The sequence below is a fragment of the Corynebacterium sp. HMSC062E11 genome (assembly GCF_001811845.1).
In the GTDB taxonomy this organism is placed as follows: Bacteria; Actinomycetota; Actinomycetes; order Mycobacteriales; family Mycobacteriaceae; genus Corynebacterium; species Corynebacterium hesseae.
This window is the reverse complement of record NZ_KV806775.1, coordinates 1-15,070: the sequence shown is the minus strand read 5'-3', so window position 1 is coordinate 15,070 and position 15,070 is coordinate 1. Positions and strand designations below refer to the sequence as shown.

13 protein-coding genes are annotated in these 15,070 nt (G+C 61.3%); 5 read left to right on the top strand and 8 right to left on the bottom strand.

Annotation, left to right across the window (positions count from 1 at the left end; all coding sequences use genetic code 11):
• Position 1 precedes the first annotated feature (1 nt).
• Genes HMPREF2822_RS01905 through HMPREF2822_RS01885 form a run of 5 tightly spaced genes read right to left on the bottom strand, consistent with a single transcriptional unit; the run spans position 2 to position 8,389 of the window.
• A complete protein-coding gene (locus HMPREF2822_RS01905; RefSeq protein WP_070520202.1) occupies positions 2-3,214 on the bottom strand; it encodes an ATP-dependent helicase in 3,213 nt (1,070 codons plus the stop codon).
• Complete coding sequence (locus HMPREF2822_RS01900) at positions 3,207-6,383, bottom strand: ATP-dependent helicase (RefSeq protein ID WP_232755538.1); 3,177 nt, start codon at positions 6,381-6,383, stop codon at positions 3,207-3,209. The genes HMPREF2822_RS01905 and HMPREF2822_RS01900 overlap by 8 nt, the downstream gene beginning before the upstream one ends.
• A gap of 3 nt (positions 6,384-6,386) precedes the next feature.
• Positions 6,387-7,160 carry a hypothetical protein gene (locus HMPREF2822_RS01895; RefSeq protein WP_070520200.1) on the bottom strand — a complete coding sequence of 258 codons (774 nt, stop codon included), beginning with the start codon at positions 7,158-7,160 and terminating at the stop codon, positions 6,387-6,389.
• Between the two features lie 33 nt (positions 7,161-7,193).
• Positions 7,194-8,135, bottom strand: a complete 942-nt coding sequence (locus tag HMPREF2822_RS01890) for a DUF3152 domain-containing protein (protein WP_070520198.1) — start codon at positions 8,133-8,135, stop codon at positions 7,194-7,196.
• A gap of 32 nt (positions 8,136-8,167) precedes the next feature.
• Complete coding sequence (locus HMPREF2822_RS01885) at positions 8,168-8,389, bottom strand: DUF3107 domain-containing protein (protein ID WP_070520196.1); 222 nt, start codon at positions 8,387-8,389, stop codon at positions 8,168-8,170.
• A gap of 104 nt (positions 8,390-8,493) precedes the next feature.
• Between HMPREF2822_RS01885 and HMPREF2822_RS01880 the strand changes: the two genes are divergently transcribed.
• Together HMPREF2822_RS01880 and HMPREF2822_RS01875 are read left to right on the top strand one after the other, a co-directional pair.
• Positions 8,494-9,882: a DEAD/DEAH box helicase gene (locus HMPREF2822_RS01880; protein ID WP_070520193.1), complete on the top strand. Its 1,389-nt coding sequence runs from the start codon at positions 8,494-8,496 to the stop codon at positions 9,880-9,882.
• Positions 9,879-11,180 carry an Rv3212 family protein gene (locus HMPREF2822_RS01875; protein WP_070520190.1) on the top strand — a complete coding sequence of 434 codons (1,302 nt, stop codon included), beginning with the start codon at positions 9,879-9,881 and terminating at the stop codon, positions 11,178-11,180. The genes HMPREF2822_RS01880 and HMPREF2822_RS01875 overlap by 4 nt, the downstream gene beginning before the upstream one ends.
• Before the next feature lie 10 nt (positions 11,181-11,190).
• On the opposite strand, the gene HMPREF2822_RS01870 is transcribed toward HMPREF2822_RS01875, so the two are convergent.
• Positions 11,191-11,649, bottom strand: coding sequence for a hypothetical protein (locus tag HMPREF2822_RS01870; RefSeq protein ID WP_070520188.1), 459 nt, complete (start codon positions 11,647-11,649; stop codon positions 11,191-11,193).
• A 578-nt stretch (positions 11,650-12,227) separates the two neighbouring features.
• Between HMPREF2822_RS01870 and HMPREF2822_RS01865 the strand changes: the two genes are divergently transcribed.
• The gene (locus HMPREF2822_RS01865) at positions 12,228-12,485 is read left to right on the top strand and encodes a WhiB family transcriptional regulator (RefSeq protein ID WP_010189168.1); all 258 of its coding nucleotides are present in this window, start codon (positions 12,228-12,230) and stop codon (positions 12,483-12,485) included.
• Between the two features lie 85 nt (positions 12,486-12,570).
• Positions 12,571-12,645 carry a 50S ribosomal protein bL37 gene (locus tag HMPREF2822_RS13830; protein ID WP_100227335.1) on the top strand — a complete coding sequence of 25 codons (75 nt, stop codon included), beginning with the start codon at positions 12,571-12,573 and terminating at the stop codon, positions 12,643-12,645.
• A gap of 78 nt (positions 12,646-12,723) precedes the next feature.
• Here the strand turns inward: HMPREF2822_RS13830 and rsrA are convergent, their stop codons facing one another.
• Positions 12,724-12,996: a mycothiol system anti-sigma-R factor gene (rsrA, locus tag HMPREF2822_RS01860; RefSeq protein WP_070520186.1), complete on the bottom strand. Its 273-nt coding sequence runs from the start codon at positions 12,994-12,996 to the stop codon at positions 12,724-12,726.
• The gene (locus tag HMPREF2822_RS01855) at positions 12,996-13,601 is read right to left on the bottom strand and encodes a sigma-70 family RNA polymerase sigma factor (RefSeq protein WP_070520183.1); all 606 of its coding nucleotides are present in this window, start codon (positions 13,599-13,601) and stop codon (positions 12,996-12,998) included. The genes rsrA and HMPREF2822_RS01855 overlap by 1 nt, the downstream gene beginning before the upstream one ends.
• 37 nt (positions 13,602-13,638) lie before the next feature.
• Between HMPREF2822_RS01855 and ybaK the strand changes: the two genes are divergently transcribed.
• On the top strand, positions 13,639-14,142 hold the full coding sequence (gene ybaK / locus HMPREF2822_RS01850; RefSeq protein WP_070520181.1) for a Cys-tRNA(Pro) deacylase: 504 nt from the start codon (positions 13,639-13,641) through the stop codon (positions 14,140-14,142).
• Positions 14,143-15,070 lie beyond the last annotated feature (928 nt).

The window sequence follows — 15,070 nt, the reverse complement described above, 5'->3', positions numbered from 1 at the left end:
ACTACCTTAGACTCAACCCCGGTGGCGTGGAAACTGCGGAGCTTAAAAGCTCAGCCAACCGTGCTCCGGTGGGCAAGTCATCCGGCTCCAAGAGATAATTCTCATGCACGTAGAAGAACGCCGCGCGGACGGTCTCCACGCCGTGGATGCGCCGCCATGCTTCTGCGTAGACAGCCAGCTGAATCTGCGCCGAGGCCAATGCGGCGCCCTGCGGACGGCGGCCGGTCTTCCAGTCCACGATGAGCCAGGAGCCATCCGGCTGCTGGAACACCGCGTCCATGCGGCCGCGGACAACCGAGTCCCCAATGGTGATCTCGAAGGGTGCCTCGACATAAGCGGGAGTGCGCTGTGCCCACTCGGAGGCCAGGAAAGACTCCTTGAGGGATTCCAAGTCATGGTCCGGTTCGTCGTGCGAGCCTGGCAGCTCGTCCTCCCCCAGCAAGGCTGGGGAACCAAAACGATCCTCCAGCCAGGCGTGGAAAGCTGTGCCGCGCTTGGCATAGGAATTGGGCTTGAAGGGAATGGGGCGACGCTGGCGGCGCGCGAATTGGGTGGGATCCGCCGACATAGCCACCATGTCGGAAGCCGTCAGCTCGCCAGGCAGTTCAACATCGACCACGGGGGCTTGAAGGGCCTTGTGCTCTTCGATGAGCGCACTCGCCTCCTGCTCCCAGAGCCCAAAGACTTCGCCATCACGCAGCGACGGTAAATCCTCCATCGCCGCGCGCACCGCGTCTGCTGCTTTCAGCGCTTCCGCTTGCGGGGTCAGCGAGGGGAAAGACGCCTCTGCAACCGCGCCTTCTGCTTCTTCTTCCGGAACCTCGGGGACCTCCCAATGGACCACCAGATCTGGGTGTTTATCCGCCAGCAACTGCAGGTAGGAATAAGGGCCTTTCTTGCTCTTGCCCTTCTTCTTATTGGTCCCGGAGCCTGTCACCGTCAGCGTGGACTCGGTGCGGGTCATCGCCACATAGAACAGACGGGCCGCTTCCTCCGCTTGGAACTCTCGGTTTTGTTCTTTGAATGCTGTGCACGCCTTGTCGAAGTCGGTACGTGTCACCGCATCCTCAGGGACATCAATGACGTCCTCATCGCCCGGGGCTTTCTCGATTTTGGTCAGGAAGGTTTCCGCCTGTGCCTTATAGCTCGAGGAATCCGCATGTGCCACGCACACGTGCTCCCATTCCAAGCCCTTGGCCTTGTGCACCGTCATGATCTGCACGCGGTTGCGCACGAGCGGGACCTCTCCCAGCTCGAGTCCATCTTCCTTCTCCTTAGCCAGCTCAAGGTAGTCCAAGAGGCCGGCCAGGCCATCCCCGTGGAAGCCCGCGACGAAGTCAGCGAAGGCGTCGAGGTGCGTTGCCCCGCCCGGTTTGCCGGAAGCAAGCACTTCGGTGCGCAGGCCGAAGAGCAGCTCAATGTCGGCGAAAATGTCATTCAACGACTTACCCAGGGAATAGGTGCGCAAGTAACGCAGCTTGGAGGAGACCTCCTCCATGCGTTCCAATCCTTCGGCGCTGTAGCGATCGCGTTCGCCGAGGTCTGCGAGGGCGTCGGCAAGCCCCAGCACCTGGTCCGGGCCCTCCGCAGTGATCTCCTCGACCTGGATAGCCAGGTGCTCCAAAGGATCACCGCCCTCCCACCGCGTGCGGCCCTCGGTGGCGCCTGCCAGGTTACGCTGACGCGAATGCAGCGCCTGGATATCGGCGATGCCCAAGCCGCACATCGGACCGGTCAGCACACGCAGTGCCGCCGCGCTGTCCTGTGGACGCACCAAGAGCGTAGCCACCGCCACGAGGTCTTGGATCTCTGGCTGCCAGAGCAGGCCACCCAGGCCGAAGATCTCATTGGGCACGCCAGCCTCATCCAAGGCGGCGGCGATCAAAGGCGATTGCCTATTGGTGCGCACGAGTACGGCGGCGCTGAAATCCTCGCCTTCCGGCGTGGACTCATAGAGCTGACGAAGGTGCTCAGCGATGAAGGCGCGCTCCTCGTCCTCAGATGTGAAGTAACCCAGCTCAACCGTGCCGGCCGGTGCCGTGGGCTTGGGCGACAGCTCATCGACGGGGCGCTCGCCGGGGCTTGAGGAGAAGAGCTCCGAAGCCACGTCATTGGCCAGCCCCAGCACCGTCGACGGGTTGCGCCAAGAGGTGGTGAGCTGATCCTTCGGCGCCGGGGTGCCATCAGGCTGCGGAAAGTCCGTGACAAAAGCCTCCAGGTTTTCGGCCGTCGCGCCACGCCAGCCATAGATGGACTGCATGGGATCACCAACCGCAGTAACGGATAGTCCCTCGCGCTCGCCACCAAAGAGGGAGCGCAATAGGATGCGCTGCGCGTGGGAGGTGTCCTGGTACTCATCCAACATGATGACGCGGTAGCGCGCGCTTTGTTGCTCACCCAAAAGCGGGAACTTTTTGGCCAGGGTGGCGGCGATGGACATCTGCTCACCGAAGGTGATCACTCCGCGCTCCGCTTGCTCTTTCTTGAGAGCTTCCACCAAGGGCAGGTACTCCAAGCGCAGGCGCTGGATATCCAAGTACTTCTGCAAGTCTTTGCCGAACTCACCTTTAGTCCGGTTGCTCTTTTCTAGATCCTCAGCGGTCTTTCGGAAGATGTCCTCGTGCTCATAGAGATCCTGCGGATCCTTGAGCTCCCCGTCCATCGTTTCCGCGAGCTTGAGCAAGGTCGCGGTCACCGTGGCCACCGCGTTATCGGTGCTCAGCGAGCCCGTGTAGTTGCTGACCACCTCATGAGCGATGGCGTAGCGTTCCGCCTCCGTGATGATGCGGGCATTCGGCTCCACCGGCATGAGCAAGCCATACTCGCGGACGAGATCGCCTGCATAGGAGTCATACGTGCACACGTTGGGGGCGATATTCTCCACCGCCTCAGCCGCCGGGCTGCCCGGGGCAAGGATTCCAGAAGAACGCAGCGTCAACAGCTGGCGGCGGATGCGTTGCTCCAGTTGCTGGGCGGCCTTGCGGGTAAAGGTGAGACCGAGGACCTGCTCCGGCCGCACCAGACCGTTTGCCACGAGTGAGACCACGCGGGAGGCCATCGTCTCCGTCTTACCGGCGCCGGCGCCGGCCACGACGAGTTTCGGACCGAGCGGACCATCGATAACAGCGGCCTGTTCCGGGGTGGGAGGAAAAGGCTTGCCCAGCGCGGCAGCAAGCTCCTCAGAGCTGAAGTGTTGAGCCGGATTCTTAGGCATTGGTCACCAGACCTCCTTCATTCATCACGGGGCAAATAGAGCGGATTGGGCAGCGATCACAATCGGCATTCTCGCGCGCGGTCAGATCCGGTCCGCGCAGCTCAGCCACGAGTGCGGGCAGCATTTGTGCAAATTCCGCAAGCTCTTCTGGGGGCTTGGTGGCTTGTTCTCGGGTGGGCACGGAGGCAGCGCTCGACCGCGGGAACACCAGAACACCACCGCCTCGCGGCAGGCCATCACCGGTCCGGATGGACACGTCATGAGATTCGCTACCTGGTTCTGCTGCAGCCCCGACGAGCTGTCCGTGTGCTAGCGCCAATTGATACGTCCTGAGCTGAGTGTTGTCCTGAGCGCTGGTCGCCGACGGGACTTTTGTCCCCGTCTTGAGATCCACCACAACATAGTCCTCGCCGGCTTTTGCCAGCCGGTCGATGAACCCACGGATGGTGACATCGGGGCCAATATCCACGGTGACCGGGACCTCGACGCCCACGGGCTCAAGCGAGACTGAACTCGAGAGCACCCAGCCATGGGTGCGGTCGATGAGGCGTTCAAAGTCCGCGCGTTCAGCTTCTCGGTGCCACGCTGGGCCTTCCACAAGCGAGTCGAAGGCATCGAGCACCAGCTGCTTCGCAGGCTCTACGGCCGCGCCGCGGCCTAAAGCCTCCAAGAAGGCATGCGCCAGGTTGCCCCGCACGAGGTTGATGTTCGAGGAATCATCTTCCACCAGCTGCCCCAGCACGGCGTTGAGCGGGCACGTGAGCAGGGCATCGACCCGGGACGGCGATACTGTGCTCGCACCACGCAGCGGCAGCTCGGAGGCCACGCCGCGCGCGGCCCACCAGTGATCCGGATGCGCCCCTGGGACCCCAGCCTTTGCCAAACGTGCCAACTGCCGTACCGCTTGGGAGCGCTCCGCCTCTCCGGTTTCCGGATCGGTAGCGCAGCGACGTAGCTGCGCCACGAAGGAAGGCACTGACAACACCGAGACATCGAGGGGATCCACTTCCTCATCCCCACGTGAACCGCTGTGCAGTGTGACCGGGCTCGGATCCGGAACCTCGAGGCCCAACTCGCGCGGCCAGGCCTGGCGCGCCAAGCGCTTGCCGGCCTCCCGGCGCGCTTGTGCACCGGGAACATCGACTCCGCGTGCAGAAAGGAATTCGTCGATGAAGCGGGAGGGTTCCTCCACCACATCGCCCTCCGGCGAATCCACCGCCACGATGAGCAGGCGGCGCAAGTGGCGGGTGGTAGCCACGTGGAAGAGGCGGCGCTCCTCCGCTAAGCGCCCGGACACGTGGCTCACCGGTGTGCCGGGCGTAATGTCGCGGTCGATGAGATCAATGAGGTCTTCTTGTCCAAAGAGGGAGCCGGTCTCCCCCACCGAGGGCCATGTGCCCTCTTGAACGCCCGCCACAATGACGGTGTCCCACTCGCGCCCCACCGCGCCGTGCGCAGTGAGGATCTCTACAGCATCGGGCAAGGCCGCGCGACGGTCGCGCACGCCGGTAGGCAGCTCCTGCTCCGTGATGTGCAGGATGAAGGACTCCAACGATGCCGCCGGACGGCGCTCGGCGTAATCACCGGCAGCGTCGAACAACGCCATCATCGCATCCAGGTCGCGGTCTGCCTGCGAGCCCGCGGCACCACCGCGCAGAGCCGCTGCCTGCAGGCGCGTGTCCAAACCGGTGGCCTGCCACACCTCCCAGAGGACTTCCTCAACGGCAGCTCCCGCGCGCAGGGCCGCACGCCCGGCAGACAGCACCCCGCGAATGCGCGCCAGAATCGCTTCCTCGCGCTCCGTGAGGAGGTTGTTGAAGTCCGGCAACTCACCGTCCAGCAACTCACGCAGCGATTCCATTCCGCGCTGCTCCGGCTTCCAACGGCGCAGGCCGCGGATGAGTCGGCGCAATGTTACCGGGTCAGCTCCACCGACAGGCCCAGTAATCAGGTCCTCGAGCTCTGCAGGATCGAGTTCGTTCTCCAAGGCACGCAATGCCAGGAGCACTGCTTTGACCAAGCGCTGCTCTGCAAGCACGACGTCCGTGGGATTGATATGTACCGGCACGCCAGCGCTGAGCAGTGTGCGACGGGCGGGACCAATATCCCCGGTGGAGCGCACTATCACCGCGATATCGCGCCATTGCACCCCGTCCTCGAGGTGGCGGCGGCGAACCGTATTAGCCAAAACATCGCGCAAAGTACCGCGGGAATCCACAACGCTGACGCACGCCGGGGAAGGCGTGCGGTGCGTAGAGTTCAGACGCAGCTCGTTCTCTGCCTCCCAAGTGGTGAGGAATTCCGAGTTGGCACCGCGGAAGGCAAAGACCGCTTGGTCGGGGTCACCACCAATCACTGTGAGGCGAGCGGTCTTTGCCAGCTCAGCAATTAATTGTCCTGAGGTCGGGTCCAGCAGCTGGGCATCATCGACCACGATGGTGTGCCATGGATGCTCACGCAGCAGCTCCGGGCGCAGAAGAACCTGGCTAACCAGCTCCGCAGCGGAATAGGAATGCGAACCCGCCAGCGCCTGGGTGCGCTCATATTCGCGCAGGAACTCGCCCGCTGCCGCCCACATGGGCCGGGAGTAGCGCTGTCCCAGTTCCTCCAAATCTGAAGGCCCCAGGCCGCGTTCGATGGAGCGCAGCAACAGGTCACGCAGTTGGCGCGCAAACCCCACGTACTCAAGGGCTGGGCGCATCTCCTCCGGCCACGCGCCCCTGCCATCGGCAGCATGTCCCTGGAGCAATTCACGGATCACCGCATCCTGCTCAGCACCGGTAATGAGGCGCAGCTCTTCCTCGCTGCCTTGGCGCAGGAGCGCAAAAGCCAGCGAGTGTACCGAGCGCACCATCGAGGTCTGCGCGGCGTAGTCATCGAGGTTTTCAGCTAACTCGCGGCGCAGCAACGAGCCGGATTCCTTGGACGGGGCAACGACAAGGATGCCGGAGGCATCGGCGCCGGCGTTCAGTTGTGCCAAGACAACGTCGATAAGCAGGCTCGATACTCCCGATCCCGCCGCTCCCAGGACTCTCCACGTGCCCTGTTGCGGCAATGGCACGTCCCACGTGCGCGAGGCAGCACGACGTCTTCGGGGAATAAGGCGGACATCCGGCGAGGGGGGAAGCGTGACGCCGGTACGTGTGGGGGATTCGCTGCTGTACTTCACGCCCTACAGTCTGTCAGATGTTGCGGACACGAGGGCCGCTTCTACCCTTTCGATGTTCGAACGCACGGTCGCCTTTGACCGCGGGTGCAGGATATTGACGTAACGGCGGTACGCCACAGCACGCAAGAGCAACTGCTGTATACCGGGCACTGACGCAAAGCGAGCACAAATCTCATCGTCCACCGCCCCTGCAATGAGGCCATCCACCATGACCACCGCGGCGGACCAGCCCACCGGGCGCGGGGCCGCGGAAGGCACAATATCAGTCAGCGCCGGCGGGTTAGCCCCGGAGAACACCGTGGTCCCCAGGACATCCACGTGCGCGGTGACCAGCGGAAGCCCTGCAAGCTCAGTATCGGAATAGGCCTCACCGCTCTCCTCCCAGGCAGCCCTCTCCGCCCGCGCAAAAACATCTTCGCGCCTATCCAGCGTGGGCAATGGCGCCAGCGCTAGGGCCTCATCGAGCCGCAGCGCCAACTGGGCAGTCTCATCAATGCGCCCGCGCAACTGCCCCTCCACGAACTGCGTGGCCTTCCACCCGGCAGCCGTGTAGCGCCCATCCGCCGTCAGCACCGGGCGGGCAATGCGCGCTCCCGGCAGACTGAGCTTCTCGCGCACCTTGGCGGACCAGCTGGTCCACGCGCGAGCTTCGGCAAAGACAATATCCCCGACGCGAATCCCGTTATCCCAGGCAGGCCCCACGAGCTCTCCCTGCGTTCTGCGGGGATGGAACTCAGCGTTAAAGGCTGCAAGAACGGGCTCAGGAGGCAATGGCATTGGGGAAACAGTCCTTTTTAGCTTCGGGCCGATTTACTCGGGTTTGGTGTGATCGGAACTTGCGGGAGTCGGATAGGGCCAGGGGTTCGGCTCACAGGTGACATCCTCATCCGGATAGATCTCGTTTGGCTCTTTCTCAAAGAGCTGCGCGTTGTTCAAGCTCAGCGTCTGCTGCATCATGACCGGTGCGAGTTTACCGGCGCCGCCGCAGGGCTGGTGCGCGGCGAATCCGATGGCGTGGCCAAACTCGTGGTTGATCAAGTACTGGCGGTAATTGCCCAAATCCCCCTCAAATGGTGCAGCGCCCCGGACCCAGCGGGACTCGTTGAGGTTCACCGTGGACTCCCCGGTAATGGTGGTATGGCACGAGGTTTCTGATTCCAACTGCGCGCCGCACAACTTCGCCGTAGTCCCCAGCGAGGTCAGGCGGATGTGCGTATCGGGATTGTCATCAGCCTTGACGTGGATGAACTCAAAGTCGCCGTTGGCGGTCCAACCTCGGGGGTCGGCCAGGGTGGCGTCGACCAGCGCTACGACGGCCCTATCGCCGCCATAGGCGGAGGTATCCACGCCATTTTCGATTTCTACTGAGAACCGGATGGTTTGCTTCCCGCCTTTGCCCGCATGCATGGAGGATGGGCCCGCGTCGCGGTAGGTTTCATCACCTTGCTCCGTGAAGGCACCGCCGGCGGGCAAGCCATCCTTGGCCGCGGCAACTGCGCTGGCATTGGCGGGATCAGGCCCCTTGGGGGAGGGTGCGTCAGCAGCCGCAGTGCTTGCCGACGTCTCCCCTGTCACCGACACCTCCGCATCCTGGGCTGGGGAACGAAAAACATCAACCAGCACCCACACCGTGATGACGACCATGACGGGAATCGCCACCACTCGCCACCATCCGTACTCGCGAGCAAAACGCTCCACCGCCGAGACGAACTGTGGGCGCTGCTTAAGTTCCGCGGGATTATCCATGGCCATTTAGGCTACCCGCTGAGGCAGCGAGCGCGTACTTAGCCTGCGAATCCAACGGTGTGGGCGCGCACGGTGCCGATTTCCACGTAGACCACACGCTCGGTACGCACGATGTAGGTGCGGCCCTTGGTGTCCTTCAATTCGAGAGTGGAGTTCTCCCCCAAGGCGTTGTTGATGGTCTGGGTCAGCTCTTCTCGCTCACCATCCGCGTGAATGACCAGTTCGCGGGCGGTATCGGCGAAGCCAAATTTGATGTCCATGTGGTGTCTACTCCCTTAGATCGTGTTCTTTAGTCTGTGCCGTGAGGCCTGCGCCCCCGGCGCTCTAATGGCCCCACTATAGCCACGTCCTCTACTATCAAGGTGTGCTTGCCCCGAAATCATCCCGCGATTCCCGTGAATCCCCTACCTTTGCCGAGCTCGGCGTCGCCGTAGAGATCTGTGATGCCCTCGCTGAGAACGGGATTACGCACACCTTCGCCATCCAAGAGCTCACCCTGCCCATCGCCCTGAATGGCCACGACCTCATTGGCCAAGCGCGCACCGGCATGGGCAAAACCTATGGTTTCGGTGTGCCGTTGCTGGATCGCGTTTTCGATGACGCCGACATCCCGGAGCTCGACGGCACTCCCCGCGCGCTGGTCATCGCGCCGACCCGTGAGCTGGCCATCCAGGTCAGCGGGGACCTCAAGGTTGCTGCCGCCAATCTTCCGCTCAGCATCGTCACCCTGTGCGGCGGGCGCCCCTATGAAGAGCAAATCACACAAATCAAGAGGGGCGCGGACGTCGTCGTGGGCACTCCGGGCCGCCTGCTCGATCTCTGCCAGAAGAAGCACCTGTCCTTCGAGCAGGTCAGCGTTCTGGTTCTGGATGAGGCCGATGAGATGCTGGACTTGGGCTTCCTGCCGGATATTGAGAAGATTCTCTCCCTCCTGCACGGCAACCCGCACCAGACCATGCTCTTTTCCGCCACCATGCCCGGGCCCATCGTGACGCTGGCCCGCACCTTCCTCACCAAGCCGGTCCACATTCGCGCCGAGTCCGGCGACGCCCAACAGACCCACTCCTCCACGCGCAAGGTCACCTTCCAGGCACACCGCATGGACAAAATCGCGGTCTTGGGAAAGATCCTGCAGGCAGAAGGCCGCGGGCGCACCATCATTTTCACGCGCACCAAGAGCTCGGCAGCCGCCGTCGCAGACGAGCTCGCGCAGCGCGGCTTCAGCGTGGGCGCGGTCCACGGCGATTTGGATCAAAAGGCTCGCGAGCGCTCGCTCTCCGCCTTCCGCGAAGGCACCGTGGAAATACTCGTGGCCACGGATGTCGCTGCTCGCGGCATCGACGTCGATGATGTCACCCATGTCATTAATTATCAGGTGCCGGATGACCCCATGACCTTTGTCCACCGCATTGGCCGCACCGGCCGCGCTGGCCACACCGGCACGGCGGTAACGCTCGTTGGCTACGATGAGCTGAGCAAATGGCAGGTTATCAACGATGAGCTTTCTCTGGACCAGCCCGAGCCGCCACAGTGGTTCAGCACCTCTCCTGAGCTTGCGCAAGCGCTCGATATTCCCGAGGGCGTTTCTGACACCGTTGGTCCGCCCACCAAGGTGCTGGGCGCAGCGAAGCGTTCGGGCTCGCGCGGGGAATCGCCGCGTGGAGGCTCCTCGCGTTCCTCGGCGGCTTCCACCCGCGCCTCTCGCCGCACCCGTTCCCGCAAACGCAATCCCCGTCAAGGAGGGCATCGATGAGCACCGAGCACACCCAGGAAGCCCAGCTGGATAAGGCCCGGGCAAAGGTCGACTCGTCGAAGAAGGCTCCCATTCTGCGCTCCACGAAGGCGGACTGGATTGCCGTGGGCGCCATCAGTGCGGTCTGCGCCATCGCCATCGGCGGCGCGGTCATCACCGCACCCATTCATAAGGCGGAGCTCACCCCGGCGGTGGACGCCGCGTCCGGCGATGAACCGGCGCTTCTCGATGCCATCCCGAGCTCCCTCACCGAAGCCTTCAGCCTTCCCAATACTCTCGTGCCGGGACAGGCTCGCGCGGTATCCTCCAACGGCCTGTTAATCACCCATGACGGCGATATGCTCAGCGCCTCGAACGCCTCCGGCGACGAAGTGTGGACCTATCAACGCCGCGATGCCGACCTGTGTTCGCTCACCACAGCGTGGAACAAAATTGTGGCTTCCTATGACGCAGGCAATGGTTGCGGCGATGTAGTGGCGATCGATGCCGCCACCGGCCAATACTCCGATACCCGCAGCGCCCGCAATTCCGAGGAGGTGGTCCCCATCATGTCGAATGACCGCGTGGGCACCGTTTCCGCAGAGCGCGTAGAGCTCTGGCGCTCGGATCTTGTGCGCTCGGTTGAGTACGGTGATGTCGACGCCAAACAGGAGCCAAACCTCCAGCCCCACGAGGACTGCGCCATCACCTCAGCGCTGACCCGCACCGAAACACTGGGTATCACCGAAACCTGCCCAGATTCCCCAGACTCCACGTGGCTGCGCATCCAAAATGCCACTCCTGAGGATTCCCGTTCTCCGGAAATTACAAAGGACATCGAAATTGAGGATCCTGGTGCGCGCCTCATCGCCTACGGCCAAGAGGCAGCCGCGGTCTTCCTCCCCGGCGATTCACCGCGCATCGTCTCTTATAGCTTTGAAGGTGAAACACTGTCTTCCACGGACGTTGAGCCTTCGAAGTCCATCACCAACGCCGCGTCCCCCTTTGCGCCCGCGATTGCGGATCTGCCGCACCACATGTCGTGGTTCGACGGCGAGCGTCTTTATCTCTTTACCCCTACAGAGCTCAAGGTGGATCACATTCTCGAGCAAGCGGTGGGAACCGGCGTCGCGGTCGACGAACGCCTACTCGTCCCCACTGAGGAGGGGATCGACGTGGTGAACTGGTCTACCGGGAAAACCGAGAAGACCATCCCCGTTGACCGTGACGGCTATTCCGGCCCGATTTCGCTAACGCTAGCGGGCACGGTCATCGTTGAGCAGCGCGGCGACACCACTGTGGCGCTCACCGCCGCCTAGGCGTGCCCTACTAAAAGTGGCTTTCAGCCCACTGCGCCGCCTCGGGCCGCGCCATAAGCAGGTATAGGACGAGCCCGGCGCTTGCCAAGGTCACGATGCCTAGCAGCGCTGAGCCGCCGTTAAACATCTGAAAAGCCATGGCGCCCAGGATGAATTCCACCAGCACGATGGCTCCGCGGCCCCAGCGTTTGCCTTTGACGAAGGCCCACGAGCCGACGATGACAAAGCCAAACACGATAAAGATGAAGATGGCAGTGCCCAGGCCCACGAAGCTCGATGCGCCGGAATCAGACACCATAGAGCCGTTCTCAGCGCCAGCAACCTCACGGACTATGAGGAAGATGCCGAAAATGATAACCGCGATGGATTGGACCACGGCGATGCCGGCAGCCGCCATCACCGTACGCGGTGCACGGTTTTCGGCAGCTCGGTCAGGTGTCGTTGAGGGCTGGTTCTTCTTCTTATTCACGGGCGTTTAGTCTACTTCCCTGCCCCATGGTTTAGGCAGTCTCCACGCCAAAGCTTCACCCTCTGCCAATTCAGCCGCCGCGGTACTCGCACGTCCTGTACTCAGCTTCGGCTTTCCTCCTGCTGTGTTTTCGGGGGCAGCGAGGAGGTTGATGGATTTGACGCGATCCAGGTCACCACACTCACCCCAATCTCCCCGTCGCCGCAGGTAGGGGAACTACTGACAGGCTTCTTACAGCCGCCCACCCATTAGAAAAGTGCAAATTGGAAGAATATATTTAGTGACGTTGGACACTTTTCACCCTTTACCCCTAGCGGACTTTGAGTAAACGTGTCATTATTCTCAGGTAGCAAAAACAACGAGCTGTTAAATCAGTTCTTAACTCGGAGAATCCTTCGAGTTAACAGAAAGTGAACCACGGCGGCGTCGACGCTGGCCCTAACTCGAGACAGGGCCCCACTGACCGCAGACCAGTCCACTTACACCCAGTAGCACTCAGTTCAGTTCACCACCGTGGACTGCCCTTGGTGCGCCTACTTCGCCCACTGCTGTCAAAAATTTGTTAGGAGATTTCAATCATGGATTGGCGCCACGAAGCCGTTTGCCGCGACGAGGACCCGGAGCTCTTCTTCCCTGTCGGTAACTCCGGCCCCGCACTCACCCAGATCGCTAAGGCCAAGCTGGTCTGCAACCGCTGCCCAGTTGCCTCTTCCTGCCTCAAGTGGGCCCTCGAGTCCGGCCAGGATGCCGGCGTGTGGGGCGGCCTTTCTGAGGAGGAGCGCCGCGCTATCAAGCGCCGCAACCGCAGCCGCGGCCGTGCCCGCGTATCTGCCTAAACAGACACACCCCCGATTAACACCCAGGCATACCCTGCCGCTACAGTTGAATAAGTTCATTTACCCTTAACCGAAGGAGTACGCGATGAGCAAGCGTGGCCGTAAGCGCAAGGATCGCCGCAAGAAGTCCGCTAACCGCGGCAAGCGTCCTAACGCATAACGTCAGCATTCAGGGCTCGTTCCTCACCCCAACACCGTGGGCGGGAACGAGCCCTTTGCTTATCCCCAGGTAATTTACCTATCCCCAGGTAATTTCAGTCCTCGTAATCTGCACGCTAATGCGTTGGCGCAGCGACTGCGGCGCGGCCTGTCCCCCACAGCACTTGCGTACGAGTGCCCGAACTACTTCCTCGCTCTCAAGGCGTTGCTGGCAGGCATCGCACTGCGCAAGATGCTCGCGGATTGCCATAGCTCGCGCGTAGCTCGTCGATTCATCGAATAGTTCCCTAAAGAGCGCTTCAACCTCCGGAGAGTTACACGCACCGCAATTGCGTCCTGTTGCGCGTTCCATTACTTCTCCTCCATCTCTGGGTGGTTGCGACCAATGCCTTTTTCTCGTGCTACGTCCTTCAACGCCGCGCGAAGCAGTTTTCTTCCGCGGTGGAGGCGGCTCATCACCGTTCCCAACGGTGTACCCATCACGTCCGCGATTTCCTTATAAGCCAGGCCCACTACATCCGCGTAGTACACCACCATGCGGTAGTCCTCCGGTAGGTCATTCATGGCCTCGGAAATCTCCGAATCCGGCATCTGTTTGAGGGCCTCGACCTCCGCCGATTCCAAGCCCGTGGAGTCATGCCCGGCCGTGGTATACAGCTGAAAGTCGCTCAGCTCATCCGCAGAGGATTCCAGCGGACGACGCTTGGCCTTCCGGTAGGAGTTGATGTAGGTATTCGTCATGATGCGATACAGCCAGGCCTTGAGATTCGTCCTCTGTTTGAAGGAATCAAAATTGCTATAGGCCTTGAGGTAGGTCTCCTGGATGAGATCCTCTGCATCCTGGGGGTTGCGCGTTAGGCGCATCGCTCCGCCATACAGTTGATCCAGCAAGGGCAAGGCTTGCTCCTCAAACAATCGCTGTTTCTGAAGCGTCTCGCTCGTCGTTTCGGTGGCCATGCTCACCATCCTAGCGCTCCGGACTAGGGTGGATTCTATGGCCAAGAAGACCCCGCACGCCGCTACCCCCGCTCTCAAAATCCTCGAAGAGGCAGGAATCGACCACAGTGTCTCCACCTTCGACGGTGGCCGCGAGCACTTCGGCGACGCAGCCGCGGCGGCGCTCGACGTCGAGCCTGAGCGCATCTTCAAAACCCTCGTCATCGACCTGAGCGCCGGCAAAGGCCCCAAGCGCCAGCTCGCCGTGTGCGTCCTTCCGGTTACCTACCAGCTCAGCCTCAAGAAGGCCGCCGCTGCCTTCGGCGCTTCTAAGGCCACGATGGCCGCGCCTGCCGACGCCTCCAAATCCTCCGGCTACATCCCCGGCGGCATCTCCCCGCTGGGACACAAGCACATCCTCCCGACAGTGGTTGATGAAACGGCGCTGCTTTTCGACACCATCTTTTTCTCCGGTGGCAAGCGGGGACTCGACATCGAGATGAACCCGGAGGATCTCCCCCGTGTGCTCGACCTTTCCTTCGCTGACGTGCTCGCCGCCTAAACCTCACGCGCTAGAACTGTGATGTCTAGTGGCTTTTTGGACGTTTACGGCAGTGAAATAGCCGTACTAGTCAAAAATCTTGACATCACGGGGACGTGCCACCTATAGTCAGAGTCAGAAAGTAAGGACATGGTCCCTTGCTATGACTAAAAAGGGTCTTCTGGACGTATGCGCCAGATGGCTCTTTTTTATTGACTAGGACGCTTATTAAATACCTTTGATACCTGGCTTCGGGACGACACCCACGTTGCAATTTGGTGATCCATCGAATCAATCAATTCAAACGCTCTCCGCGATTCGACAATCACGTTCACATTCAGAAGACTGTCCATGTGAGCGACTTTATTACGCAAATCGTTACAGTGCGATACGTTCCAATACGTAATCGATCCGTCGGGGTCGGTCACATTAGGGAACGCAGACTTAATAGCCTGATTCCATAAAACTTGTCGTCCTACATTCTCGGGTGCAGCGTGATTAGCGTTAGGGTGATGATTCGGTAGTAGCGTACGCCAAAGACCGAAAGTCGTATGGGAAAGCACATCATCATGAGTGATAGCACAACCGTGACGAGGATGAGATGAAGGACGGCAATCTACCGCTGCTTGTGCACGCCTAATCGCCGTTGACCTCTTGGAGCCGACAATCGAACGCAAGGGGCGAGGAGGCGGATCAAGTAGCCAGCTTTGAGGACCATTATTACGGGCGTTCCAAGCAAGCAATTCCTTGTCAATTGCGTTTCTCAGAAAGATTTCTGTTAACGCCAAAACATCTTTAACAGCAGACGATAACTCTGCATGCCATCCATATAACGCCAGCGCGCGCTTACAGTTCCCGCCACACTCATCCAAAAACGGTTGCATGCGAGCATCCGACAATCGGTCGACAATATGCCTTCGGACCTGACCCCTGTTTGGTAGACACCTGA